This window comes from Steroidobacter flavus, from assembly GCF_042651805.1.
GTDB lineage: Bacteria > Pseudomonadota > Gammaproteobacteria > Steroidobacterales > Steroidobacteraceae > Steroidobacter > Steroidobacter flavus.
Window position 1 is genome coordinate 147,489 of the sequence record NZ_JBHSDU010000001.1, and the last position, 22,980, is coordinate 170,468.

A 22,980-nucleotide genomic window follows, 5' to 3' on the forward strand; every position below is an offset into this window, starting at 1 on the left:
CAGCGCCGCCTACGTCGGGCGCATAATGCATATTATGGTAAGTTATGAATGGAGCATTCCAGGCCTCGAACCCAGGCCAGGACTTTCCGCTGACTTCAGTCCGTGCCGTACTCGCGGCACACGGCCGGCGAATTCTGCAGAATCGGCTTCACCGCCACATCATTCCAGGCCGAGCCATTCGCGAGTTGCAGCCGTTCGACCACCAGCAACGAAAGCATCGTGTAATGGTCCTTGGTGGGTTTATCGAGCTTGACCATCCAGCACTTGCGCGCGTCCTGATGCAGACGGCCGCTATGCCAACCGCCCTCGATCGAACTTGAGGTGATGCGAATCACTCCGCCACTCTTGAGCGGTGACTCAGCGTGGGCAGTGACGGTCAATGCGAGTGCCAACGACAGGGTCGAGAGAATTAGTTTCATGTCGGGAATGAAGATGTCGATGAGCCCGCAGGCGATGGAGACATTGTGTGGGTCGGCGCTGCGCTCATCCATTGGCCAGAGGAGCCAGATGGCTCACCCTAGGCACTCTCCCTCGGTGATTCAGCCATCCAAAATCGGCAGTCTGGGCCGATATGAAAATACAAACGGCCTTGGCGATCCTGGTCACATTCTTCGCGGGACCTTGCCTCGCACAGGTTTCCAAAAGCGCAATCGATCAGCTGAGAAACGGCTCTCCGCAAGCCGCCGAACGCGCATTCACGGCCCTGCAGACCTCGTTTGAGCACGGACAGGCCACTGAGTACGACCTGCTCGACGGCTACAAGCATTTCTATCGTGAGGACGCCGAACTGGCGGACGGCATCAATCAATGGATCGCATCGTTTCCCGAATCGGCGACGGCCTATCTGGCCCGCGGTGTTTACTACCGCAAGCTTGGCGAGACGCGACGAGGCACGAAGTACATCGACAAGACGCCGTCAGCCGATCTTGAATATATGAAGCGCATGTATGTAAAGGCAAGGCGAGATCTCGCGAAGTCTTTGCAACTTCACAGTGGATCCTACATCGCCGAGCTTCATCTGCTGAACATCGCCTTGCACGATTGCGATGGCAACGCCGCAGAGACAGCGTTTCACAACGCGACGAAGATTCTGCCATCGAACATTCTGGCGCGAGCGCGTTACACCGTGAGCCTCACGCCCCGATGGGGCGGCTCCTACGAGCAAATCGATGCATTCATCGCACGTAGCCGCGCGGAAGGTGTGCCGGAATCGACGCTGGGGCTGATGCAGGCAATCAAGCTGGAGGATCTAGGCAACGTGGCCGAAGAAAAAGGGCGGCTCGATGCGGCAAGGTCGTTCTATGAACGCGCCCTGCCGCTGTCGAGAGCGGGCGGTCCGCGATTTCGTGAGGTCTACCTGCCAGACAGCCAGCGCTTTTGCCGACACTACAAATTTGGCGGTCAGGACTGCTCCTGACGCGCCCTGCCCGGCTGCCACGTTCAATCGAACGGCACCTTCACCACAGTTCCTCGCAGCAGCTCCGTCACATAGATCGTGCCGGAGCTCTGATCGAGCGACATCGACGTCGGACGATCGAGCGTGCACTGATTGACCTTGGTCGGAGTGCTGGTCGGCGTCTCGAATCGTTTGATCGCCGCACCGGTGGGCGGAAAGCCCGGAACCGGGGCGAAATTGTTTTCCAGCACCAGATAGTCGATGTCACTGCCATTCCGGAGCGGAAGAACGCCGATGGCCGTCCTGAGACCCGTGATGAAATCGCTCTGATCGCCGCTCGTGCGGTCGACGGTCTTGATGCGCGAGACGCCAGGAAGAAACGGCGCGCCCGAGAACAACGACACCAGCAATTCACCATGCACTTGAGAGATTCCAGTGGGCACCGGCTCGACGGACGGCGGTCCAGCCGCACCCGCCAGATTCTGAATTCTGTCGAAGCTCGCGAGCGTCGCATACGTGCCCGAGGCAAGGTCGACCTTCACCAGACGATTCAAGCCGCCATTGGTGACGAACAAGTTGTTCTCACCGGCCAAGACCCCGAAGGGATTCGAATTCCTCACATTGGCGGGCAGGTCGGGCAACGGATCGCTCTCATAGTCCGGAAAGTCCACGACCACTTCGATGGAAATTCGATCGCCGCCGCCGTTCGAGAGAGTCACGGTCTCGCCACCCGCCAGGCGCATCTGCTGCTGTTCGGTGAGCTGAAACCCTTTAGTCTGCCGCTCGGCCGCGCTGCTCAGATGAATCGCGAGGATGGCGCTGAAGATCGGCGAAGAAACATCGGGGTTCGGCAGCCATGTGCCCATCATCGGACCGAGAATGACGGTATCGCCTTGACCGATGGCGACATACACGGTGCGACCACGCAGGGTCAGCGAATTCGGCCCTGAGGCATCGCCGCCTGCCGCATTGGTTCCTTGCGGCAGACCGTCCAGCAATGTTCGACGAGTGCCGTCAGGACTCACGATGGAAATGCGTCCGGAGTTCGGGACGTTGAGGGTGCCCGTCTCCGAGACCAGCAAGTCACCCTCCTCCGTCAATACACTCCCGATCGGAGCTCGCAAACCGCTGGCAACCACCGCACAGTCGTCTGCATGAGCAGCAATGTTTGCTAGTGATGCGCTTGCGCCGAAAGTGACGATAGCAACACGACGGATCAGCGTGCGGATATGGATTGCGTGCATGGAACGCTCCTGACAACACGTGAGGGAATGCGAGGAGAACGGTCCGTCGTGATTCGAGTTGATATACGCGGCAAGCTGCCGTGCGAGTAGCTGTATTATCTCTTAACCAACAGCAGCAAAACGGACGATGCGACGCAGGCGTTGATCGAGCCTCAGGGATGAGTATTTCGAAGCGCGAGTAATACAAACACGACGATCGCCAGCAGCGCAGACAGCGTCTTCCAAAACATCACCGGATGACGCTCCAACAACGGCGGGCGGATTCTTCTGAGATACGCTGCGTTGGGATGACTCAAGTCATAAACAAACTCAGACAGCTCCTGGTACCGCTTCTCAGGATCCGGATGCGTGGCTTTCTTCATCGTCTCATCGAACCACGCCGGAATCTCTCGCTCCTCATCGAGCAGTGACCGATACATCAATCGTCGTTGCGCAACCTGGGTCGTCGCCTTGGCGACCTCCGTGCCGAACGGCAGGCGTCCCGACAGCATCTGATACGTGATGACACCGAGCGAGAACAGATCCGAGCGTGACGAGCCCGCCTCGCCCAGGAAATATTCCGGTGCGGTGTATTGAGCCGTGCCCGCCGGCAGACTCTGCACCGACGCCGCATTCTCGATGATTCCAGCGACACAAGTGGACCCGAAGTCCATGATCTTCACCGTGCCGGTGGTATCGATCATGATGTTTTCCGGTCGCAGGTCCTGATGCAGCATCTCCAATCGATGAAATGCCAGCAGGCCTTTGGCGATCTGCTCGACGATGCCGCGCACGGCGCTGAGCTTCGGCTTGGGATTGTCGATCATCCACTGCGTGAGCGTCTGGCCGTCGATGAACTCGGTGACGGTATAGAGATAATTTCGCTTGCGCGTGGGGGCGCAGGCCCGGACGACGTGGGGACTGTCGATGCGACGCGCGATCCAGTCCTCCAGCAGGAATCTTTCCAGATAGGTTGGATCGCCGCGCAGATCCACCGACGGCGTCTTGATAACGACTGCGGCTGCTTTCTCATCGGACTCATCCACGGCGAGATGGACATGGCTGCGACTGCTGATTCGGATGTCGCGAACGATGCGATAACCATCGAACACCATTCTCGGTGCGAGATCCGGGGGCAACGGCAACTCGCTGAGCTGATGCTGAACTTCGGCGGCCTCCGCCTGCGGCACCTCATCGACACGCACCAACTGCACGGTCAGATTGTCATCGCTCCCCTGCTCCAGCGCTTCAACGGCAATGGCGCGAGCGACCGCATCCAAATCTTCCGAGCGTACGGCCAGGGCATCGATGATGAACTTCGACGTGACAAACTCGTGGATGCCATCCGTAGCCAGAATAAACACATCGCCCTGCCCCACGCCCGCCGCGGAATAGTCGATCTCGAGCTGCGGGTTTACTCCCAACGCACGCCCGAGATAGCTCTTCTCGCGTGAAATCCACAGCCGATGATCTGTAGTGAGTTGTTCGAGGCTGCCATCCCGCAGTCGATAAACTCTCGAATCGCCGACGTGAAATATGTGCGCCGTGGTGGACTTGATCACCAGCGCGCTCAACGTGCACACGTAGCCGCGATCCTGATCGTATCGATACTGGCTCTGACGCGTTTGCGCGTAGAGCCAGGAATTGAGGGCCATCAGGACGCGTTGCGCCGACTGCCGCACCGACCACGCCGGCGAGGTGCAGTAGTAATCCTCGAGGAAGCCTTTCACGGTCGCTTCACTGGCGACCTGACTGACATTGCTACTACTGACGCCGTCGGCCAATGCGACGGCGATGCCTTTGGCGGTCAGTTGCGGCTCGTCCGGAATGCACGCGCCGTGAAAGTCCTGGTTGATCTCTTTCAGGCCTGCGTCGGAGTGTTGCCCTAAAGAGATCTTCAGTCGAGGCGGCACCCTCAGATCCGCTTACGCGGCACGCGGGTAGGCCTGTTTCTTCGGCGCGGTCTTCAAGTGCGTCGAATACAGCGTCAAACCGGTGAACGACAGTCCGCCGACCAGGTTGCCCAGCACCGTCGGAATCTCGTTCCAGACCAGATAATCCATGATCGAGAAATTGCCGCCCATGATCAGCGCGGACGGGAACAGAAACATGTTCACCACCGAGTGCTCGAAGGTCATGGCGAAGAACACCATGATGGGCATCCACATGGCAATCACCTTGCCGCCCACAGTGGTTGAAATCATCGCGCCGACCACGCCGGTCGACACCATCCAGTTACACAGCACGCCTCGGATGAACAAGGTGAGCATGCCGGCTGCACCATATTCCTTATAGCCCAGCGTGCGTGCTTCGCCGATGCCGGCGATCACCTTGCCCACCGCGTTCGGCGGCGTCGAGAAACCAAACGTGAAGACGATCGCCATCATCACGGCGACCGTCACGGCACCCGCCAGGTTGCCCGTGAACACCAGGCCCCAGTTCTTGAGCACACCGCTGAGCGTCACTCCAGGTCGCTTGTCGATCAACGCGAGCGGCGACAGCACGAACACGCCCGTCAGCAGATCGAAGCCCAACAGATACAACATGCAGAAGCCGACCGGGAACAGAATCGCGCCGATGATCGGGTAGCCGGTCTGCTGAGTGACCGCGACCGCGAACACCGCCGCCAACGCGAGAATGGCGCCGGCCATGTACGCGCGGATCAAGGTATCTCGCGTGGACATGAAGATTTTCGATTCACCCGCATCGACCATCTTGGTCACGAATTCCGACGGTGCCAGATAAGACATGGTTGTTCTGATGCCTCTTGAAAATGAGCCACGCCCGTTCGGGATCGGGCCCGACTCGAGCCAGGGAGCGACAAAGGGAGTTCATGGGCGCGCAGTGGAACGCGCGAAATTCGGCGGAAGGAAGAATCTCCCGCTGCGGCCGCAGTGCCATGCCGACCCGTCATTGGATCGAACGAGCCAGTGCAGCAAGAGCTATGCCAGTGGCCAGAAAGTGATATTCGGCGGTGTGGGCTTGTTTTCTAACAGCTCAAGTGCGCCGTTACGGTGCAACCCAACCAGTCATCTGCCCTGTTCGAGAGCTTCAAAGTTCTCGTAAGGCAGTTGCGATCGGCATGCGTGCGGCACGGACCGCAGGCAGCAGCCCGCCCACAAAACCGATCGACAAGGCCGCGAGCAATCCATTCCTCAGCAGCTCAGGCGAGACATCGAAGGCGAACATGATCTGTCCCCCCGATCCCATGGTGGAGGCGCTGAAGCCATCGAACAGCAGCCAGGCGATGCCGGCGCCCATCATTCCGCCCAGTGCCGCCAGCACCATGGTTTCGAGCAGCACAGAAACAATCACTGGCACAGATCTAAAGCCGATGGCACGCAGCGTGGCGATCTCTCGAGCCCGAGTGGCGACCGCTGAATACATTGTATTGAGCGCACCAAAAATCGCGCCCAACGCCATGATCGATGCAATCGTAACGCCGAACGCCCGAATCATCCGGGCAAGCCGTTCCGACTGACGGCTGTAGTACTGCCGAGAGGTCATGACATCGACTCTGAGCCTGGGATCGGTCGAGAGCTGCACTTTGAATGCACTGAAGGCTTGTGAATCGTTCAAACGCACCAGCAATGACGACTTGCCGTTCGCACGCCGAAACGCGGGACCGAGCACCTCCGTGTCGGCCCACAGTTCCGAGTTGTGAGCATCGCCCGAGTCGAAGATGCCGACCACCGTCCACGCCTGACCCTGCAACATCATCGTCGCACCAAGCTCAGTCCCGGCGAATTGACGCTGCACCTCGCGCCCCACGACCAGCTCATGCAATCCCGATTGAAACGTTCTGCCAGCAACGAGTTTCACCTGCGGGCGCAGCCCCCAAGCTCGCTCGCCGATTCCACGCAACGCGACGTTCGACTCACGTCCCGTGGTCTTCTTGCGCAAGCTCGCACCGACCAGTAACTCGGCCGAGATCATCGCCCGATCGTCGGCATCTCTGGCCAGCTGAGGCGCCTGAGAAATGATAGCCGGCGTCTCCCGCCCGAGCGCCGAGGCCGCTTCGGAACGAGCGCCTAACTGGAGCACGATGAGATTCCGGTCATTGCCGGTTTGAGTGAGGGTCTTCTCGAACCCCTCGCCTATCGCAAGCAATCCGACCAACACACCCACGACACCCGCAATTCCGACGATCACCACGGCGGAAGCACCCAGGCGCTTCGGGATCGTGGCGATGCCAACGCGTGCCACCGAACTGATCTGTCGACTCACCTTGATGAACGTCATGATCAGCGCCCCGCCAGTGCGTCCACAATCCGCAAGCGCAAGCCGCGCAGCGCGGGCAATGTGCCAACGATCAAGCCGATCAAGACCGCCAGGCCGATGCCTCGCAGCCAAACCACACCGCCGACGGGCTGGAGCTGAATCGACAATACGTTTGCGAGCAGCGTACCGACCAGACTCACTGACAGCGTGGATAGCGTGAGGCCCAGCGTACTGCCAAGAAGTAACAACAGCACAGATTCGCTCAGCACCAGACTCAACACGGCACCGCCGGAAAAACCGATGGTTTTCAACACCGCGAACTCCGGAATGCGCTCCTGCGTGGACTGCGCGATGGTGTGCCCGGTCAACAGCAACAAGGTGAAAAAGACCGCGCTCATGATCGACGTGAGGATCAGGCCGAAATCGCCGATCTCGCTGATCCAGCTCGCACTGAACGAATTCTCGCTCTGCGTCCGGGTCTCGTGAGCAGAGTTGGCCGAGAGCGCGTCCACCTCGTACCCAATTCCGTCCGCCTGGCGCACATCGGCCACGCGAAACACATACCAACCGACATTGCCCGTGCCCGAGAGGCGAGCTTCATCGAAGCCATCCCAATTGATATAGACCGTGTTCTCCCAGACCTTCATGCCAGGGTCGGTGAAGCGATAGAGGCCCACGATGTCGAACGTCCAGACGCTGGAGCCGTCCTTGCGTTGCTCGGCAGTCTGGACCGGCACCTTGTCTCCGACCTTCCAATGGAACTTCTCGGCCATCGCTTCGCTGACGATGGCTGCGGTGCGTATGCGCTGAAACGCCGCGCGTGCTTCGGGCACGAGTTCCAGTTCTGGATATAAATCGAAGAATTCGGCGGTGTGCGTCTCCAGCGGAAACGCGTTCTTGGCATCTTGATACGAGGCGCCGAATGCGCACGCGTAGTCCACATTGACGATGCCGGGCACCGTCTTGATGCGCTGGTACAAGCTCAGCGGCAGTGTCGGCGCGCCGGGCCGCAGCTTCGACATTGTGAGTAACCGATCGTGCCCCGCGGTCGATTGCCCGAAGTTCGCGAAGGTGCTGCGCACCGTTTCCAGCGGGCCGTACAACAGGAACGCGACCGTGATGGACAGCAGCATCAGCACCGCCCGCGCTCTGCGACGGAACAGACCGGCCCAGATCAGATGCAGATATTTCATCGGCGGTCGCAGAACAGCTGTCGCTGTCCAGCGGACCGCCCCGAGGCTTCAACTGGCCCCTACGATTGGCCTTCGAACACGCGCTTTAGAACGGCGCGGTGACGCTCATCCTGGCCGCGTGTTCGGTGGCGAGAGTGGCAAGATTCATCACGGCTCCAGCCACGACGGCCGTGGCCGCAATGACGCGGAAGCCGGTACGGAGCGGATGTCTGGCAAACATGGTTCTATCCCACAAGGCCTATGAGAACGAGTGTCAGAGTACGCAGTCCGCACGCCAGGCTCCAATCGATTCTCCTTTCGGCAGTCATCGACACCGTCTATGCGGGAGCACAGTGACGCTTCGAATCTTGCGATACAGATCGCGGATTCGCACGACGCTGCCACGCGTCGTAAGATGATTGGATCTCACGGCTCAAAGGACTCGCGATGCCCACGCTGAGCAATCATCTTCAGTTTGCCCTGGTCGCGCTCGCCATGGTGCTCACCCCAGGGCCGAACATGATCTATCTGGTCTCGCGCTCGATTTGCCAGGGGCGAATGGCGGGATTGATTTCGTTAGGTGGCATCGCGCTGGGCTTCATGATTTATCTGCTGTGCGCAGCCGCGGGAATCACCGCGATCTTCATGTCGGTGCCGCTCGCGTACGATGCGCTTCGCATCGCCGGCGCGGCTTATTTGCTGTATCTCGCGTGGCAGGCGCTGAAGCCCGGCGGTCGTTCGCCATTTCAAGTGCGTGACTTGCCCGAAGACAGCTCGCGCCGCCTGTTCGGCATGGGACTGTTCACCAGCTTGCTGAATCCCAAGATCGCGATTCTGTATGTGTCGCTGCTGCCGCAGTTCATCCAGCCCGAGCACGGCAATGTCTGGATGCAGTCGCTGGTCCTCGGGCTCACTCAGATCACGATCAGCGTGAGCATCAACGCGCTGATCGTGTTCATGGCGGGCAGCGTCGCCCTCTTCTTTGCCTCGCGACCGAGCTGGCAAGTCGTGCAGCGCTGGCTCATGGGCACGGTGCTCGCGGCCCTCGCGGTGAGGATGGCGGCCGAATCGCGACGCTAGTGGGTGCACACCTTCGGGCGCGCGAAGTCCACGTGCTTGAAGATGAGCAGCTTGCGCTCCCAGAAGCTCGCATGAGTGAAGGCCCCCAGGGATTGGGCGGTGGCCTTCTCATAGCGAACCCCATTGAGCTCGTAGGTCACCCAGTGCTGTGGCTTCTTTCTAAGCCGCTCCAGCAGCGAGAACATCACGAGGCCCTGGTTGCGATTGGCGAAGTGCTGCAGGTCCGGGTCCGAGGACGCTTTGATCATCGCGACCTCGCTTTGATACGGAAACAAGTCCAACGGCTCGCGGATCAGCAGATGATTCGAGACGCCGGCCTCCGTGTGCAGGTTACTGAACATGGCAATCGAAGCCTCGGTGCGCAGCCCCAGATAAGGCGCCGTGCACACGATGAACAACGTCGCCGGCACCGCATACACCCACAAGGGCCGGCGCGGCCCGACGGTGCCCCGCCAAGGCAGATGATTGATCGCCGCATCCGCCAGCAACAACATGGTCACGCCGCCGTAGACCACCCACATCAGCACCCACACCGACTGATACGCATGCGATGGAGGCACGTGCGCCTGACGGCTGAACACGGAAAGCACGCCGACCAGCGTGACCGCCGCACCGATAACGAGACCAAACGGCAGCGCCTGACCCAGCGCGCCGAACCTTTCGCGCAGCTGCCGGAATAGACGTGCGCAGCTGTCGTAGAACCTTTCGCTGACTTCACGCGGCACCGACAGGATATACAGCGCCAGCACCAGGCTCGAGAAATCCATGTACCAGGAGTACACGGAGATCGGGATCACGAAATGAAACATCAGCGCCAGCAGCAGGCCGACCGCGAACCAACGCTTCCAATACAACGAGACGATGGCGATCGCCTCGACGATGAATGTGCTCCAGATCGCCAGATATTTTCCCGTCAGATTGTTCTGCAAGCCGAAGCCGTCGGCCAGCGGCATGTACAGCGCGACGGCGCAGCTGACTCGCGGATCGAGAAAGTCCGTGTTGATCTTATGAAAGATGCCGTAGAAGTACATGGTGGCCAGCAGCGCCCTCGCCACCACACGCATGTTCTCGTAAACGTTCTCTCGCATCGACGTCGAGTTGCCGAAGCGCAGGACCGCATGAGCGCAGATGAGCAGAATGCCCGCATTCATGAACGCGGCGATCATCTTGTTGTTGCCGGCGACGGGCATGGCAATCGCGTAGCGCGTCACCATGATGCCCGCCAAGAGGACCAACAGCGGCGTCAATCTCGGACGCCAGATCAGTAAGAGTGCGACGGCGATGGCGGCCCAGCTGATCAGCCCGAGCAAGGCACCGTCACGGAACATCAGCATGGTGCGATCACCGGCGAGGCTGAAGATCGCGGCGGCCGCCCACACGGGCGAGAAGGCGGTCAGACCATCGGCGGCAATGCGATCCGTTGCGTGACTCAGCGACGGGCGCCGCCAGAAATTACTGAAGAACTTATCAATGGAACGATCGGCTCCAGCGCTCATGCTCCTGCAGTCCCCTTCCTCATTTGTTTATAACCTAAGACAGAGCGCAGCTTTGAGGGTCGCCGGAGTGTGCCAGCTGACCCACGCGACTGCCAACTGTCACTAACGAGCGCCACCGCGGCGCGGCCAAATCGGAAAGTTAAAGCGAAAATCGTGCCGTCTGATCACTGCGGTCTTTGCGCAGGAGTACTGAATGTCACGCACCGATGCAGTACTATCGCGCTCTGGTCGGGATGGGATGAAACATGCTCACACGCAGGAAATTAGCGCTTTATTTCCTCTCCGCGCTGGCGCTCGCCGGCGCCTACGATGCTTTACGCAACTTGCCCGTGCTGAGCGGTTGTAATTTCTACTCCGAGTGCCCGGACAATTCTTCCACGGCCGGCATCAACGACTGATGACTCAGTCTTCGGCGAACTGGCTGCTCTACGACGGCGACTGCCCTTTTTGCTCGCGATACGTCGTTCACATGCGCCTGCGTGAGGCAGTGGGCGCGGTGATGCTCGCGAACGCTCGTGAACATCCGGCGCTCGTCGATGAGGTGCAACGGCAGGGCTATGACGTCGATGAAGGTATGGTGCTGAAACTGAATGGACGCTACTTCCATGGCGCCGATTGCATTCATGCCCTCGCGCTACTCACGACCCGAGCGGGCTGGTTCAATCGGCTCAACTCGCTGGCATTTCGTTCGGCCGCGTTCTCGCGCTTCGCCTATCCCATCCTGCGCGCGGGTAGAAATTTCACACTGAAGCTGCTGGGCCGGTCACGCCTGCCACCCAACCCCGCCTCCATCGACGGCTGATTCAGCGGATCGCCGCCGCCAGCTCCAGTCCCGGCACGTTGTGGAGCTTGCCGATCTCCCGATTGGTGATCTCGACGAAGTCGCGCGCTGCCGGCGACAAATGATGCCAATGCCGGAACGCCCAGCCGATAGAGACGGAGGGCAGATCGGCAATCAGCACCGCCTTCACGGGACCGCCGCCGCGCTCGAAGTTATAGGCGTGCACAGCTGGCACGATGGCCTGCCCCAGGCCCAGCTCGACGAACAGCTTCGCGGTGTCGAAATCGTCGAACACGACTTCCGCCTTGAGCTCGACACCCCGTTGTGCCGCCGCCTGCTCGATGGCGCTGTGATGAGTCGTGCCGCCGGCCAGTCCCAAATAACGAATGCCTTTGAGATCCTGCAACCGTAACTTTCGCCGACGCGACAGCGGATCGTCCTTCGTGGTCAATAGAAACAAACGTTGCTTGGCGATGGTCTTCTCGTTGATGCCGCGCGCCGGCTCGCCAGTCGTGACAAAGCCCAGATCCGCCTGATTCAGTCGCAAGATCTCGAAACAGCGGCGCGTCGAGCTGGCCGGCAGAAATCGCAGGTTCACGCCCGGGTGTTCCTTTCTGAAGCTCACCACCGAGTGACGCATAAAGTGACGCACGGTCGTGCCGCCGGTGGTGATGGTCAGCGTATCGGACTCGCCATGCTGTAACGCTCGCACCCGCTGCAGCCCGACTTCGATCGCATCCAGCCCTTCGAGGGCAAAGTCCTTGAGAATCTTGCCGGCGGCCGTGGGCTGCACGCCGCGCGCGTGCCGTTCGAACAATCGAATGCCGAGCTCGGCCTCGAGCCGCGCAATGTGCTGGCTGATGGAAGACTGGGTTCGCTGCAGCTCGCGCGCCAGCGAGCTCATGCTGCCGGCCTCGCAGGCCGCGACCAGAATGCGGAGATCTTCGAGCGTCATGCCCCCATATAAGCATTTCCTTGGGTCGATGCAAAGAACCTTAGCGTTGACTAATGTCCGGGCAAATGGAATTGTGACCGCGCCGAAACTGGGGGACATGCTTGTGAAGGGCCAACGACTCTCGACCATCGATATCGTCGCGATGAAGCGCCGGGGCGAACGCATCGCCATGCTGACCGCCTACGACTACACGTCGGCGCAGATGGTCGACGCCGCCGGGGTCCACATGATCCTGGTCGGAGATACCGTGGGCATGGTGGTCCAGGGGCAGGACACCACCCTGCCGGTGACGCTCGACCAGATCATTTATCACTCGCAGATGGTGGCGCGCGGCGCCCAGCGCTCGCTCCTGGTCGGCGACATGCCCTTCATGACTTATCAAGTGTCAATCGAGGAGGCATTACGTAACTCGGCGCGGCTGTTGACCGAAGGCAAGGTCGGCGCCGTAAAGATCGAAGGCGGCGTAACCATCGCGCCGACCATCGAGCGGCTGGTCAATGTCGGCATCCCGGTGTGCGGCCATTTGGGCTTTACGCCCCAATCCGTGCACGCCATGGGCGGCCCGCGCATTCAAGGCAAGGAGCCCTCGGCGGCTGCTTCGCTGGTGGCCGATGCCAAGGCTCTGGAAGACGCCGGTGCGTTCGCCATCGTGCTCGAGCTCGTGCCCGCCTCAGTGGCACAGGAGATCTCTCAGCGCGTCTCGATTCCCACCATCGGCATCGGCGCCGGGCCGCACTGTGATGGCGAGGTCCAGGTGTTTCATGACCTGTTCGGGCTCTACACCGATTTCAAGCCGCGCCACACCCGTCGCTATGCGAACGTGGCGCAGGACGTGGTGACCGCCGGTCGGCAGTTCGTCAGGGACGTGTCGGAAGGCACGTTCCCGGGCAAGGAACAAACCTCGGATATCGGCCCGGAAGCCAAAGAGCGCTTCCGAGCCTTGCTGACCGCCTGAGCGATCACCTCACCAGGTCCCGCCCCTCCCATACCTTGCGCTCGGACGCACGCGGGTCATTGACGACCTTCGATGCGACATCGAAGACCATCGTGGGGCGATTCCGCGCGTCGTAGGTAGGCCACGTCGGCAGCCCCGCGTGAATGGGGTTGCCGGTCCGAGCGAACGCAATCCACGCCTCGCTCATCGCATCCTCGACGGCCTTGGCGCCCGGTCGCGCCGTCGGGCTGGCCGTCGCATTGCTGAACACGAAGGCGATCTCCGAACCGTGCGACGCCTTCAACGGCGAGGGCTCGAAGTCGAAGCTATACACATACACGGGCGAGGCTTTCGAGGCCGCTTCCGCCAGTCGCACGGTGCCAATGTGAAAGCGATTGCTACGAATCGCGACCATGAGATCCCACGGCGAGGCTTGTGGGCGCGACTGCTTGTAAGCAGCAATCAGTGCATCGGTGTTCGCACCGTAGTCCGGTAGCAGATCCTCGCGTAGCTGCGCCTCGCTCATCTTGCCGAACAACGGATGCTCACGTGCGTACAGCGCATATTCGTCCTTGTTCGAGCCCACCACGATGGGAATGCCACTCGCGCTCGGCGCTGCCTGGGGCTCGAACATGTTGGCGGGCAGATAGCTGCCATCGACGACAGGACCGAAGTCAGGTGTCGTGCGACCCGTTGCTGTCACCACCGCGGCCAGCAAATCGTCCATCGGCACAGCCTGCAACTCGGCGACCGTTTTGACGCCCAGCTTTGCCATCACCGTCTTCGTGTTCTTGCTGGCCATGTCGGCGGGCATGCCACGGGTACGCGCGCCACTCTGGATGATGCCCCGATGAAAGAGCCCCTTGGCCGAGGGCACACCCAGCAATGTCGACACCTTCACGCCGCCGCCGGACTCCCCGAAGATCGTCACATTCCCGGGGTTGCCACCGAAGGTCGCAATGTTGTCGCGGACCCACTCGAGCGCGAGCTGCATGTCCTGCACGCCGACGTTACCCGACGTGGCGAACTCTTTGCCGCCCACGTCGGCCAGATGCAGATATCCAAAGACATTCAACCGATGATTGATGGTCACCACGACCACATCGCCGCGCTTGGCAAGCCGCGCACCGTCGTAAAGCGGCTCGGAACCCGCCCCCGCATAGAAGCCACGCCCGTGCAGCCACACCATCACAGGACGTTTGCCGTTGCCATCGATGGCTGGCGTCCACACGTTCAGCACCAGGCAATCTTCGCTCGGGGACAACGATTCACCCGGCGTCGTCGTCCGACGCCCCGGGTCACCGGCTTGCGGACAGATCGACCCGAACTTCACCGCGTCTTTAATGCCATCCCACTTGGCCACGCGCTTCGGCGCCTTGAATCGCGCAGCGCCCGCGGTCGATTGGCCGTAGTGCACGCCTTTGAACACATACACCGCCGGATCTTGCAGTTGAGCGCCGCGCAGACGCCCTTCCTTCGTCGCAACGATCGGCTCATCCGCTCGCACGCCGGTAAAACACAAGCATGCGCTCGCGAACATTCCAAGCCAACGCCAAGTCCTCATACGCGCCCCCTGTTCGAAAACGATCGTGCCGCAGATCCACGCGCAGCCGGCTGCTGGCGAGATCGCACTGGTGAGTGGAAGCAATGAGCTAAAACTTCATGGCCGCTTGCATGGCCGCGCGACGCGCCCCAAACGGATCGTTCACGATGGCGCTTGAATCGTTGAGCACCAGGGTGGCGCGCTGAGCTGCCGTATAGGGCGTCCACGTCGGCAGCTTCGAGGTGTTCGGATTGCCGGTGCGAGCGAACGCAATCCACGCGTCCGCCATCTTGTCCGCCAACGCCGCCGCACGCGGCCCGCCGCCAGTGAAGCGCGACGACAGTTCGGTGTTGTCGAACGCAAAGGCAATTTCCAAGGCATGGGGCGACTTCAATCGACCGCCCTGCACCGGTGTTTCCCAGGTGAAGTAGTAACAATGCACCGGTGCCTTGCCGAGCGCGGCCCGACGCTCCGCGATCGTCATTAGCGGCGCGCAGTACCGCTGATCGCTGATCATCAGGAAGAACAATTCAGACGGTGTCGCCGTCGGCTCGGCCTTGCGATACGCGGCGAGCACCGACTCCGCTTGTTCTCCGAGCAGCCCCTTCGCTCGCGTCTGCAGCCCTGCTTCGTCGAGATTGAACGCTGCCATATCGCCGGCGAGCTGCAGCGTCATCTCCGTGCGATTGGTCCCGATGATCAACGGCACGGCGGCCATCAATGCCGATGCCTGCGGATGAAACGGATGTTGCGGCAGGACCTGGCCGTCGACGACCGGCGCGAAGCCATTCGTCGTGTGACTCAGTTGATGCTTGCGGCTGAGGGCATAGAACGCACCGATCATCTTGTCGACCGGCACGTCCTGCAGCTTGCGAACCTCCTGTCGAGAGATTTGCAGCTCGGCGAGTAACGCGTCGGCAACCTTGGTCGCATCTTCCTGCGACACGACTTTGATCGTCGGCCCGCTCTGGTTGACGGCTGCATGGAACAGACCCTTGGCCTCAGGCATGGCGAGCAACGTACCGACTTTGCGTCCGCCCCCGGACTCACCGAAGATCATCACGCGGTTCGGATCGCCACCGAACTGCTCGATGTTGTCGCGAACCCAGCGCAGCGCCTGGACGATATCCAGCATGCCGACGTTGCCGGTGTTCGCAAACTCCGCGCCACCGACGCCGCCGAGGTAAGTGAAGCCGAGAACGTTCAGCCGGTGATTGATGCTGACGACCACCGCATCGCCCCGCTTGCTGAGATTGGTGCCGTCGTAGCCCGGCGAAGAGCCGGAACCGGCCGTGAAACCGCCGCCATGAATCCAGAACATCACGGGGCGCTTGCCACCATCGCGCAAGCCACGCGTCCATACGTTGAGCACCAGGCAGTCTTCGCTTTCCGGCCGATCGCTCAACTCGCCAATCAATGCCGCGGGCCCGCCGGTCGCGGGTTGTTTACCCGGCTCTCGCTGTGGCGTGCTCGGACCATAATCGAGTGCGTCTCGCACGCCCTTCCACGGTACGGGCGGTTGAGGCGGCATGAATCGGTTGCGCCCGCCCGTCGATGCGCCATACGGCACGCCTTTGAAGACGTGCACGCCATCGCGAGTGAGACCTTTGACTTTACCCGCCGCGGTTTCAGCGATCGGCTCAGTGGTGGCGAAAGCGCGTGCTGTTTGCAATACGCCCGCCGTGAACGCCGCGCTCAATCCGCTCGCAATGATTTCACGTCGAGAAAACATGCTCCCCCTCGATCAATCGTTCATTTGTGTGCGAGCATAGTAACCCTGCGCACCGGCGTGACCAGTGCTAACAATGTCAAGAAAAGTGTCCCCATCCGGCCATGCCATTGCCCAAACGTACGATTGCCGCGAGTTTTCTGCCGGACCGCTATCGTTATTACTATTCTCTGAGCAAACTGGCGATGGATCCGCTGTATGAAGCGGTGCCCGGCGCGTTCGATGAGGACGCCGAGCCGTTGCTGGATCTGGGATGCGGAATCGGTCTGCTATTGCACTGTCTGCGAGCAAGCGGCCGCAAAGTGCCTTATGTCGGCGTGGACACCGACGCCGCGAAAATCGCCGCCGCACGGGTTGCCTCGACGCGCGGCGGTCATGACAACGCGGACTTCCAGGTCTGTGACTTGAGCGAACAGTTCCCCAAGCATCAAGGCAGCGTCGCACTGCTGGATGTGCTCCAGTATCTGCCACACCAGGCACAAGGAACATTGCTGTCGCAAGCGGCTCAGTGCGTCAGCAAACGAGGCCAGCTGGTGATTCGCACCGGGCTGGCCGATGGCACGTGGCGAAGCGCGATGACACGAGCCACCGACCGCTTCGGTCATCTGGTCGGCTGGATGAAGACGTCCTTCAAGGCCCAGCCCTCGGCGCAGGAACTGCGCGCCACGCTGCATCGACACGGCCTGCATGCGGAATTCAAACCGCTATGGGGCCGTACGCCCTTCAACAATTGGCTGGTGCTCGCGCGGCGCCCGGCTCAAGGATAAACCTCAAACTCCTTGAGCCCGTAATTGCGCGCCGTCGTACCGCGTTTCGTCGCGAACACCCGGACGAATCGACCGACGCCGCTCAAGCCGCGAATGTCGTCGACCCCGCCATCGCCCGCCGTCGTCTTGTAGATCGTGGTCCACGTGTTCGTGCTCACCTGCACCTGGAGGGTGTACTCGGACGCATAAGCTGTATCCCAAGTAAGCCGCACGCGAGAGAGCGAATAGCGCTGCCCCAAATCCACGTAGATCCATTGCTTGTCACCCGCGGCACTGTGCCAGGCAGTCGACGTGCTGCTGTCCGTGACTTTGGCTGCCGCATAGGTGCTGCTTTCCGTCGAGCTCGGATAAGCCTTGCGACTCTTCGCAAGATTGCGCGGTGACTGCGCGGCCGCGAGCATCGTTCCAAACTCCTTCCAGGCCGTAGCCTCGAGCGGACGCGCGCCACTCAGGAACGTTAGCTTGTCGGTGCCCGAGGCTTGCGGCCAGATCTCGACGACTTCGAGCTCCAGGCCGCGAGCAATCGCCGCAGCGAGACGCTCGCCGAGATAGATCGGATAGTCGCCTTCGTCGACGGGACCACCGCCGCTGCGTGTGACGCCGACGTTGCCCGTGCCCGTCTCGGACAATGCGAAACGTTTGCTATGAGCGAGCGCGAAATCGATGGCGGCCGGCAGACCCCAGCCGCGCGTCGGATTCCAATAGTCCGCTGCAGGATAATCCCAAACCACGCGACGATTCGCCGGGTTCGCCAGCCAGTCCGCAAGCGATACGTTCTGGCCGCTGGTCCAATCGTGATAAGCCGTCTTGTCACGCGAGCGCGTCGGATTCCAGATCGGGCTGTAGTGCGTCGGCGCGATGATGTCGACGTACGAATCGCCGGGATAGCTGCTCTCCTCGCTCAACCCGTAGTTGGCATACGACGCCGACGGGCTCCACATGGTTTCGATGACCATGCCGTTGGCGCTCGCATACGAATGCGCCAGCGTCGCGACGTGTCGCCACGCCTGGATATAAGCAACGCGCGTCGCCTCGCTGCGCACTTGCCAGCCGTACCAGTTGCCGTTCTGTTCCCAGCCGATGCGCAGATAAATCTTTCGAAAGCCTTTGTTCTTGAAGGCATCGAAGATCGCCGGCCACACGCGGTAGCGCCCCGTGCCGTCGAAGTCATACTTGCCGGCGGCGACCGCGTTCATCATTCCAACAGCCGCGGTCTCGCTGTACACGCCGCGATTGGGATCGCCTTCGGGCAGATTGAGCTGATAAACGGTGGGATCGTCGGTGAGCCCGACGCTCACGATCGGAATCAGGCTGGGCCGGCCTTCCGCATCGAGTCGATTGAGATAGTCAACGGAGCACAGGTCCGCCAGATTGCCCGCCGCCCAGGTCGCGTTATTGCGCCACTTGGGATCGTACGTGCCGGCGCTCCAGATCGGCTCGCGATAATCGATGAAGACGTTGGTGGAATTCGGAATCTGTTGCACCTTCTCGACGAAGGCGCGATAGGCCGGCGCCGCGCTCGCGGGCGTCGCCTCACCGACAAAAAAGCCGATCTTGTCGAACTGCTGCGCGTGGGCCGCCACCGCAGTCATCGCCATCCATAATCCCAGCAACCGTGCCGCTACTTTCAAGGTGCTCTCCTTTTGCCTGCGGGGCATAGGATCGCCACTTCGAAAGACGTTGTGGATGAGCGCGAGCGCCAAACTCAGGCCGGCAAAGCGGGCAATGCCACCTCAGAGTTTTCCTTGAGTGTCCTAAGCGTCTCGGCGAGTTGCTGCTCGATCAGCCGAACCACCGGCTTCTCCTGCGGGCGCAGATAGAAATGACCGCCGTCGAACCAGTGGATGGCAAAGCTCGCCGTCGTCTCCCTGCGCCACGCCGCGAGCTGTTCCTGCCTCACTTCATCGTCCCGTCCGGCGAGCACACGCACAGGCACCGGCAAGTGAGCCGCTCCCTGATACTCGAAGCTGTTACAGAGTACGTAGTCGGCGGCCAAAGCATCCATCGCCAGCCGCAGCATTTCAGGGCTTTCCAGGACATCGCCGGGCGTGCCGCCATAACGATGCAGATCCCGTAGCAGCGCCTCATCGTTGTCGCGCCCCGAGAAATGCCAGCTGCCGCTCGAGGGGGCCGGGCTCGCCGAAGCAAACATCATCAACGGCAGCGATCGGCCGTGTTGTTGTAAATGTCTCGCCATGCCGTAGACGAGCAGCCCGCCCATGCTATGCCCGAATAAGGCATAGGGCGTTTCGAGCACGCGCGCATGCTCCAAACACAGCTGCTCCACTAGTTCGGAAATGTTACAGCTGAACGGCTCGGCGGCTCGTGCACCACGACCGGGCAGCTCGACGGGGACCAGATGAATCCATCGCGGCAGGTGCAGACGCCAGCGCGCGTAGATCGCGGCGCTGGCGCCCCCGCATGGCAGGCAGAGCAGAGAGACCAGCGCCTTCGACGTCATGCCTCGGGAGTCGCTGTTTCGGCGGACTCGGCGGCCGTCTTTTTGGCGTGCTCTTCCATCCACACGCGTAACGACTTGGGACGCATGTCCGTCCACACTTTGCCGACATAATCGAGGCAGGTCTTTTTATCGCCCGCGACGCCGGTGTCGATCCAGCCGCGAGGAATCTCCATACCATCCAGCCACAAAGAATATTGTTCTTCTTCGTTCATCAACACGCGGAACTTGCCGTTCTCGTCGTCAAACCCACCAGCCATGGCACGCCTCCAGTTAATCGCTGCGAGAGTCCGCGCGATGCTAACGAGAGATGAAACGGATCACCGCGCCGAATGCATGCGGATGGTGCGACGATGCTCGTCCGATCGCGCGAAGCCCTGGTATTGCCGCATGGAAACGAGCCTGGCATGCGAAGACGGCAGGTCTGGGCGCGGCGCCTCTGGCACGGATTGTTGGGCTTGGTGGATTATTGATGAAACCCAACTTTCGTGACGACAGTCCCCACCCTCGTCCGTTCTGTATATCGATCATGCGTCCCAGGCAATTCTTGACCGTCCGAGAGCATCGGTGCGTTACGATAGCGCCCATGCGAACAATAACGATGGCGGCTGTGCTCGCCAGCTGTCTGCTCCAGGCCGCTTGCGGGAAACCGGCGCCGGTCGCGTCGCCAGGCACCGTCACCGGGGCGATTCCGTTCGACACCTCGGTTGACACGCGACAATTGATGAGCTGGATGATCGATCCGAGTTCCAAAGTGGTCTTCGGCGCCGTCGCCAGCATCGTCACCGACAAGGGTGAAGAGAACGTGCAGCCGCGCACCGACGAGGAATGGAACACTGTCCGTAACAATGCGGTCACCGTGCTCGAGGCAGGCAATCTGCTGATGATCGAAGGCCGCAGCCGCAACTCGCAGATCCAGGATGTGGCCGATTGGAATGCCAAGGCCCGTGCGATGAGCGCGGCGGCGAGAACCGCCATCGAAGCGACCGAAGTGAAAGATCCCGAGGCCCTGTTCGCCGCCTCTGGGGATATCTATCAGGCCTGCACCGACTGTCATGCGAAGTACATATTCACACCGACGCCTGATGGGAAGCGGTAGGTCATTGTCCGTGCGCTCGGCGTTCGCGCTGGTGCTCTGTCTGCTCGCGAGCCAGGCGCTGGCGCATAACGTCGCACCCGAAGATCAAGCGTTCCTGCAGACCACCAGCGGCCTGCAGCTGCTGCCGTTCATGTATCTCGGCGCCAAGCACATGGTCACCGGCTACGATCATTTGCTGTTCCTGCTGGGCGTGATTTTCTTTTTGTATCGGCTCGAGGAAGTGGCCGCGTATGTCACGCTGTTCGCGATCGGTCACAGCGTCACGCTATTGTTCGGCGTGCTGAGCGGGCTCAAGGTCGATCCCTACGTGATCGATGCCATCATCGGTTTCTCGGTGGTCTACAAGGCGCTCGACAATCTCGGCGCGTTTCAAACCTGGTTCGGCGTGCAGCCGAACCCCAAGGCCGCGGTGCTCGTGTTCGGGTTCTTTCATGGCTTCGGTCTCGCCACCAAGCTGCAGGATTTTTCGTTATCGCCGGACGGGCTGGTGCCGAACATGCTGGCGTTCAACGTGGGCGTGGAGCTCGGTCAGGTGCTGGCCTTGAGCGCCATGCTCATCGTCATGAAGTATTGGCGATCGATCGCTGCCTTCCCCCGGCAGGCGAAGGTTGCGAACGTGCTATTGATGGCGGCGGGGTTCGCGCTCGTCGGCTATCAACTCATGGGCTATGCCGAGAGCAATGCGCAGATGCAAGCCAGCATCATGCACGCGCACGAGCGCAAACCTCGCACGGTGCGCATCGAGATCAACGTTCAGCCGCGCGAAGAGCTCGAGTACAAAGCGAAGCTCGCGATCGGCGAACCCATGCTGTATTCGTGGAGCACCGAAGGACCCGGCGCCGTCTATTATGAATTCCATGGCGAGCCCACCGAGGGCGAGTGGCCAAAGAACTATTTCCGCAGCTACGAAACCGTACAGAGCAGCCAGACGGCGCACGGCTCGTTCGTGGCGCCGTTCACGGGCATGCACGGCTGGTACTGGCGCAATCTCAGCGATACGCCGTTGACCATCGTGCTCGAGGTCAACGGCTACTTCACCAAGCTCGGGCGAATCGAAGGCCCCGCTACGCTGTAGCCGGCGTCATCCAGGGCAACGTGTCGAGGTCCAGGTTGCCGCCGGTGAGAATGATGCCGACCCGGCGACCCGGCACATCGAGCTGTCCATCGACCAACGCGCCGTAGGCCACTGCGCCGGACGGCTCGACGATGATCTTCATCACTTCCCAGATCGCGCGCATCGCATGGACGATCTCCTCCTCTGAGACCGTGACGATGCCGTCGACATGGCGCTGAATCTCTTCGAACGTCAGCTCGCCCAGCGAACCGCGCAGGCCATCGGCGATCGTGTTGGGCGAAGTGCAAGGAATGATCTTTCCCGCCGCCAGGGACTGGGCAGCGTCATCGGCGCCTTTGGGCTCGACCCCGAACACATGAATCTCCGGATTGATGCTCTTGATGGCCGTGGACACGCCGCTGATCAGGCCGCCGCCGCCAATCGGACAAAGAATGTCGGTGAGATCCGGAACGTCCTCCAGCAACTCCAACGCAAGCGAGCCCTGCCCCGCCATCACTCGCGGATCGTTGAACGGATGAATGAATACGGCGCCGGTACGCTCGACCACGCTCTTCGCGTTGCTTTCCCTCGCGGCATAGGTCGGCTCGCACAGAATCACTTCGGCCCCATAGCGACGCACCGAGGCCACCTTCGCCTGAGGACAGGTCGACGGCATCACGATGTAAGCCGGGATGCCTCGCAATTTGGCCGCACGCGCCAGGGCGGCTGCGTGATTGCCCGATGAATGCGTCACCACCCCGCGCTTCGCTTCCTCATCGGAGAGCAATGCAACGGCGTTGGTCGCGCCTCGCGCCTTGAAGGCGCCGATCTTCTGCAAGTTCTCACATTTGAAGAACAGCTGGGCGCCGGCCTTCTCATTGAGCGTTGCGCTGGTCATGACGGGCGTGCGATGGATGCGATCCCTGATGCGGGTGTGTGCTGCGCGGATATCGGCCAAGGTCAGAGTCATTCGCATCCCCAGGAATGGCGCGGGTGTGGACGCGGCGCATTATACGCCGATGCCGCTTACGTGACCGAGCGCACAGTTTCCCCCTGAGGCATTTCCCTAGTC

At 61.1% G+C, this 22,980-nt stretch carries 22 protein-coding genes and 1 pseudogene; 8 read left to right on the forward strand and 15 right to left on the reverse strand.

The genetic code is table 11. From position 1 onward, the window contains the following. Positions 1 to 95: 95 nt before the first annotated feature. A complete protein-coding gene (locus ACFPN2_RS00605; RefSeq protein WP_380593945.1) occupies positions 96 to 491 on the reverse strand; it encodes a hypothetical protein in 396 nt (131 codons plus the stop codon). Positions 492 to 571: 80 nt separating this feature from the next. Between ACFPN2_RS00605 and ACFPN2_RS00610 the strand changes: the two genes are divergently transcribed. Continuing rightward, entirely contained in the window at positions 572 to 1,417 is an 846-nt protein-coding gene (locus ACFPN2_RS00610; RefSeq protein WP_380593947.1) for a hypothetical protein, read from the forward strand. A gap of 23 nt (positions 1,418 to 1,440) precedes the next feature. On the opposite strand, the gene ACFPN2_RS00615 is transcribed toward ACFPN2_RS00610, so the two are convergent. The 6 genes from ACFPN2_RS00615 to ACFPN2_RS00640 all read right to left on the reverse strand — a co-directional run bounded on the left by ACFPN2_RS00615 (position 1,441) and on the right by ACFPN2_RS00640 (position 8,253). Further along, complete coding sequence (locus tag ACFPN2_RS00615; protein WP_380593949.1) at positions 1,441 to 2,640, reverse strand: ScyD/ScyE family protein; 1,200 nt, start codon at positions 2,638 to 2,640, stop codon at positions 1,441 to 1,443. A 152-nt stretch (positions 2,641 to 2,792) separates the two neighbouring features. After that, positions 2,793 to 4,532: a bifunctional protein-serine/threonine kinase/phosphatase gene (locus tag ACFPN2_RS00620; protein ID WP_380593951.1), complete on the reverse strand. Its 1,740-nt coding sequence runs from the start codon at positions 4,530 to 4,532 to the stop codon at positions 2,793 to 2,795. A gap of 12 nt (positions 4,533 to 4,544) precedes the next feature. Continuing rightward, on the reverse strand, positions 4,545 to 5,369 hold the full coding sequence (locus tag ACFPN2_RS00625; RefSeq protein ID WP_380593953.1) for a formate/nitrite transporter family protein: 825 nt from the start codon (positions 5,367 to 5,369) through the stop codon (positions 4,545 to 4,547). A gap of 301 nt (positions 5,370 to 5,670) precedes the next feature. Beyond that, positions 5,671 to 6,861: an ABC transporter permease gene (locus ACFPN2_RS00630; RefSeq protein WP_380593955.1), complete on the reverse strand. Its 1,191-nt coding sequence runs from the start codon at positions 6,859 to 6,861 to the stop codon at positions 5,671 to 5,673. 2 nt (positions 6,862 to 6,863) lie between these two features. Further along, on the reverse strand, positions 6,864 to 8,033 hold the full coding sequence (locus tag ACFPN2_RS00635; protein ID WP_380593957.1) for an ABC transporter permease: 1,170 nt from the start codon (positions 8,031 to 8,033) through the stop codon (positions 6,864 to 6,866). An 85-nt stretch (positions 8,034 to 8,118) separates the two neighbouring features. After that, positions 8,119 to 8,253 carry a hypothetical protein gene (locus ACFPN2_RS00640; RefSeq protein WP_380593959.1) on the reverse strand — a complete coding sequence of 45 codons (135 nt, stop codon included), beginning with the start codon at positions 8,251 to 8,253 and terminating at the stop codon, positions 8,119 to 8,121. Between the two features lie 206 nt (positions 8,254 to 8,459). Here ACFPN2_RS00640 and ACFPN2_RS00645 point away from each other — a divergent pair, with 206 nt between their 5' ends. Continuing rightward, positions 8,460 to 9,092, forward strand: coding sequence for a LysE family translocator (locus ACFPN2_RS00645; protein WP_380593961.1), 633 nt, complete (start codon positions 8,460 to 8,462; stop codon positions 9,090 to 9,092). Here ACFPN2_RS00645 and ACFPN2_RS00650 read toward each other — a convergent pair. Beyond that, the gene (locus tag ACFPN2_RS00650; protein WP_380593963.1) at positions 9,089 to 10,588 is read right to left on the reverse strand and encodes a thiol-disulfide oxidoreductase; all 1,500 of its coding nucleotides are present in this window, start codon (positions 10,586 to 10,588) and stop codon (positions 9,089 to 9,091) included. The genes ACFPN2_RS00645 and ACFPN2_RS00650 overlap by 4 nt on opposite strands. Before the next feature lie 245 nt (positions 10,589 to 10,833). Here ACFPN2_RS00650 and ACFPN2_RS00655 point away from each other — a divergent pair, with 245 nt between their 5' ends. Together ACFPN2_RS00655 and ACFPN2_RS00660 are read left to right on the forward strand one after the other, a co-directional pair. Continuing rightward, positions 10,834 to 10,986: a hypothetical protein gene (locus tag ACFPN2_RS00655; RefSeq protein ID WP_380593965.1), complete on the forward strand. Its 153-nt coding sequence runs from the start codon at positions 10,834 to 10,836 to the stop codon at positions 10,984 to 10,986. Beyond that, positions 10,986 to 11,390 carry a DCC1-like thiol-disulfide oxidoreductase family protein gene (locus ACFPN2_RS00660; protein WP_380593967.1) on the forward strand — a complete coding sequence of 135 codons (405 nt, stop codon included), beginning with the start codon at positions 10,986 to 10,988 and terminating at the stop codon, positions 11,388 to 11,390. Before ACFPN2_RS00655 ends, ACFPN2_RS00660 begins: the two co-directional genes overlap by 1 nt. Before the next feature lies 1 nt (position 11,391). On the opposite strand, the gene ACFPN2_RS00665 is transcribed toward ACFPN2_RS00660, so the two are convergent. After that, complete coding sequence (locus tag ACFPN2_RS00665; RefSeq protein ID WP_380593969.1) at positions 11,392 to 12,324, reverse strand: LysR family transcriptional regulator; 933 nt, start codon at positions 12,322 to 12,324, stop codon at positions 11,392 to 11,394. 103 nt (positions 12,325 to 12,427) lie between these two features. Here ACFPN2_RS00665 and panB point away from each other — a divergent pair, with 103 nt between their 5' ends. Further along, entirely contained in the window at positions 12,428 to 13,279 is an 852-nt protein-coding gene (gene panB / locus ACFPN2_RS00670; protein WP_380593971.1) for a 3-methyl-2-oxobutanoate hydroxymethyltransferase, read from the forward strand. Positions 13,280 to 13,283: 4 nt separating this feature from the next. On the opposite strand, the gene ACFPN2_RS00675 is transcribed toward panB, so the two are convergent. Further along, positions 13,284 to 14,822: a carboxylesterase/lipase family protein gene (locus tag ACFPN2_RS00675; protein ID WP_380593973.1), complete on the reverse strand. Its 1,539-nt coding sequence runs from the start codon at positions 14,820 to 14,822 to the stop codon at positions 13,284 to 13,286. Between the two features lie 88 nt (positions 14,823 to 14,910). Further along, the gene (locus ACFPN2_RS00680) at positions 14,911 to 16,533 is read right to left on the reverse strand and encodes a carboxylesterase/lipase family protein (protein WP_380593975.1); all 1,623 of its coding nucleotides are present in this window, start codon (positions 16,531 to 16,533) and stop codon (positions 14,911 to 14,913) included. Positions 16,534 to 16,634: 101 nt separating this feature from the next. Between ACFPN2_RS00680 and ACFPN2_RS00685 the strand changes: the two genes are divergently transcribed. Next, positions 16,635 to 17,297, forward strand: a complete 663-nt coding sequence (locus ACFPN2_RS00685) for a methyltransferase domain-containing protein (protein ID WP_380593977.1) — start codon at positions 16,635 to 16,637, stop codon at positions 17,295 to 17,297. On the opposite strand, the gene ACFPN2_RS00690 is transcribed toward ACFPN2_RS00685, so the two are convergent. The 3 genes from ACFPN2_RS00690 to ACFPN2_RS00700 form a co-directional block, all read right to left on the reverse strand. Next, a complete protein-coding gene (locus tag ACFPN2_RS00690) occupies positions 17,288 to 18,928 on the reverse strand; it encodes a galactose-binding domain-containing protein (RefSeq protein ID WP_380593979.1) in 1,641 nt (546 codons plus the stop codon). The genes ACFPN2_RS00685 and ACFPN2_RS00690 overlap by 10 nt on opposite strands. A gap of 74 nt (positions 18,929 to 19,002) precedes the next feature. Continuing rightward, entirely contained in the window at positions 19,003 to 19,758 is a 756-nt protein-coding gene (locus ACFPN2_RS00695; protein WP_380593981.1) for a thioesterase II family protein, read from the reverse strand. Continuing rightward, the gene (locus tag ACFPN2_RS00700) at positions 19,755 to 20,015 is read right to left on the reverse strand and encodes an MbtH family protein (RefSeq protein ID WP_380593983.1); all 261 of its coding nucleotides are present in this window, start codon (positions 20,013 to 20,015) and stop codon (positions 19,755 to 19,757) included. Before ACFPN2_RS00700 ends, ACFPN2_RS00695 begins: the two co-directional genes overlap by 4 nt. A 326-nt stretch (positions 20,016 to 20,341) precedes the next feature. Between ACFPN2_RS00700 and ACFPN2_RS00705 the strand changes: the two genes are divergently transcribed. Together ACFPN2_RS00705 and ACFPN2_RS00710 are read left to right on the forward strand one after the other, a co-directional pair. After that, entirely contained in the window at positions 20,342 to 20,854 is a 513-nt protein-coding gene (locus ACFPN2_RS00705; RefSeq protein WP_380593985.1) for a cytochrome c, read from the forward strand. After that, positions 20,841 to 21,524 (forward strand): annotated as a pseudogene (locus ACFPN2_RS00710) (HupE/UreJ family protein); the annotation flags it as partial. The gene ACFPN2_RS00705 and the pseudogene ACFPN2_RS00710, both read left to right, overlap by 14 nt. A 394-nt stretch (positions 21,525 to 21,918) precedes the next feature. Here ACFPN2_RS00710 and ACFPN2_RS00715 read toward each other — a convergent pair. After that, on the reverse strand, positions 21,919 to 22,878 hold the full coding sequence (locus ACFPN2_RS00715; protein ID WP_380593987.1) for a threonine ammonia-lyase: 960 nt from the start codon (positions 22,876 to 22,878) through the stop codon (positions 21,919 to 21,921). Positions 22,879 to 22,980 lie beyond the last annotated feature (102 nt).

Excerpts from the sequence above, each read along its gene's own strand:
- ACFPN2_RS00660 (WP_380593967.1), top strand. The coding sequence starts at position 10,986 with ATGACTCAGTCTTCGGCGAACTGGCTGCTCTACGACGGCGACTGCCCT.
- ACFPN2_RS00625 (WP_380593953.1), bottom strand. The coding sequence starts at position 5,369 with ATGTCTTATCTGGCACCGTCGGAATTCGTGACCAAGATGGTCGATGCG.
- ACFPN2_RS00705 (WP_380593985.1), top strand. The coding sequence starts at position 20,342 with ATGCGAACAATAACGATGGCGGCTGTGCTCGCCAGCTGTCTGCTCCAG.
- ACFPN2_RS00605 (WP_380593945.1), bottom strand. The coding sequence starts at position 491 with ATGGATGAGCGCAGCGCCGACCCACACAATGTCTCCATCGCCTGCGGG.
- ACFPN2_RS00610 (WP_380593947.1), top strand. The coding sequence starts at position 572 with ATGAAAATACAAACGGCCTTGGCGATCCTGGTCACATTCTTCGCGGGA.
- ACFPN2_RS00645 (WP_380593961.1), top strand. The coding sequence starts at position 8,460 with ATGCCCACGCTGAGCAATCATCTTCAGTTTGCCCTGGTCGCGCTCGCC.
- ACFPN2_RS00680 (WP_380593975.1), bottom strand. The coding sequence starts at position 16,533 with ATGTTTTCTCGACGTGAAATCATTGCGAGCGGATTGAGCGCGGCGTTC.
- ACFPN2_RS00630 (WP_380593955.1), bottom strand. The coding sequence starts at position 6,861 with ATGACGTTCATCAAGGTGAGTCGACAGATCAGTTCGGTGGCACGCGTT.
- ACFPN2_RS00675 (WP_380593973.1), bottom strand. The coding sequence starts at position 14,822 with ATGAGGACTTGGCGTTGGCTTGGAATGTTCGCGAGCGCATGCTTGTGT.
- ACFPN2_RS00640 (WP_380593959.1), bottom strand. The coding sequence starts at position 8,253 with ATGTTTGCCAGACATCCGCTCCGTACCGGCTTCCGCGTCATTGCGGCC.
- ACFPN2_RS00650 (WP_380593963.1), bottom strand. The coding sequence starts at position 10,588 with ATGAGCGCTGGAGCCGATCGTTCCATTGATAAGTTCTTCAGTAATTTC.
- ACFPN2_RS00685 (WP_380593977.1), top strand. The coding sequence starts at position 16,635 with ATGCCATTGCCCAAACGTACGATTGCCGCGAGTTTTCTGCCGGACCGC.
- ACFPN2_RS00700 (WP_380593983.1), bottom strand. The coding sequence starts at position 20,015 with ATGGCTGGTGGGTTTGACGACGAGAACGGCAAGTTCCGCGTGTTGATG.
- ACFPN2_RS00715 (WP_380593987.1), bottom strand. The coding sequence starts at position 22,878 with ATGACTCTGACCTTGGCCGATATCCGCGCAGCACACACCCGCATCAGG.
- ACFPN2_RS00695 (WP_380593981.1), bottom strand. The coding sequence starts at position 19,758 with ATGACGTCGAAGGCGCTGGTCTCTCTGCTCTGCCTGCCATGCGGGGGC.
- ACFPN2_RS00635 (WP_380593957.1), bottom strand. The coding sequence starts at position 8,033 with ATGAAATATCTGCATCTGATCTGGGCCGGTCTGTTCCGTCGCAGAGCG.
- ACFPN2_RS00615 (WP_380593949.1), bottom strand. The coding sequence starts at position 2,640 with ATGCACGCAATCCATATCCGCACGCTGATCCGTCGTGTTGCTATCGTC.
- ACFPN2_RS00655 (WP_380593965.1), top strand. The coding sequence starts at position 10,834 with ATGCTCACACGCAGGAAATTAGCGCTTTATTTCCTCTCCGCGCTGGCG.
- ACFPN2_RS00665 (WP_380593969.1), bottom strand. The coding sequence starts at position 12,324 with ATGACGCTCGAAGATCTCCGCATTCTGGTCGCGGCCTGCGAGGCCGGC.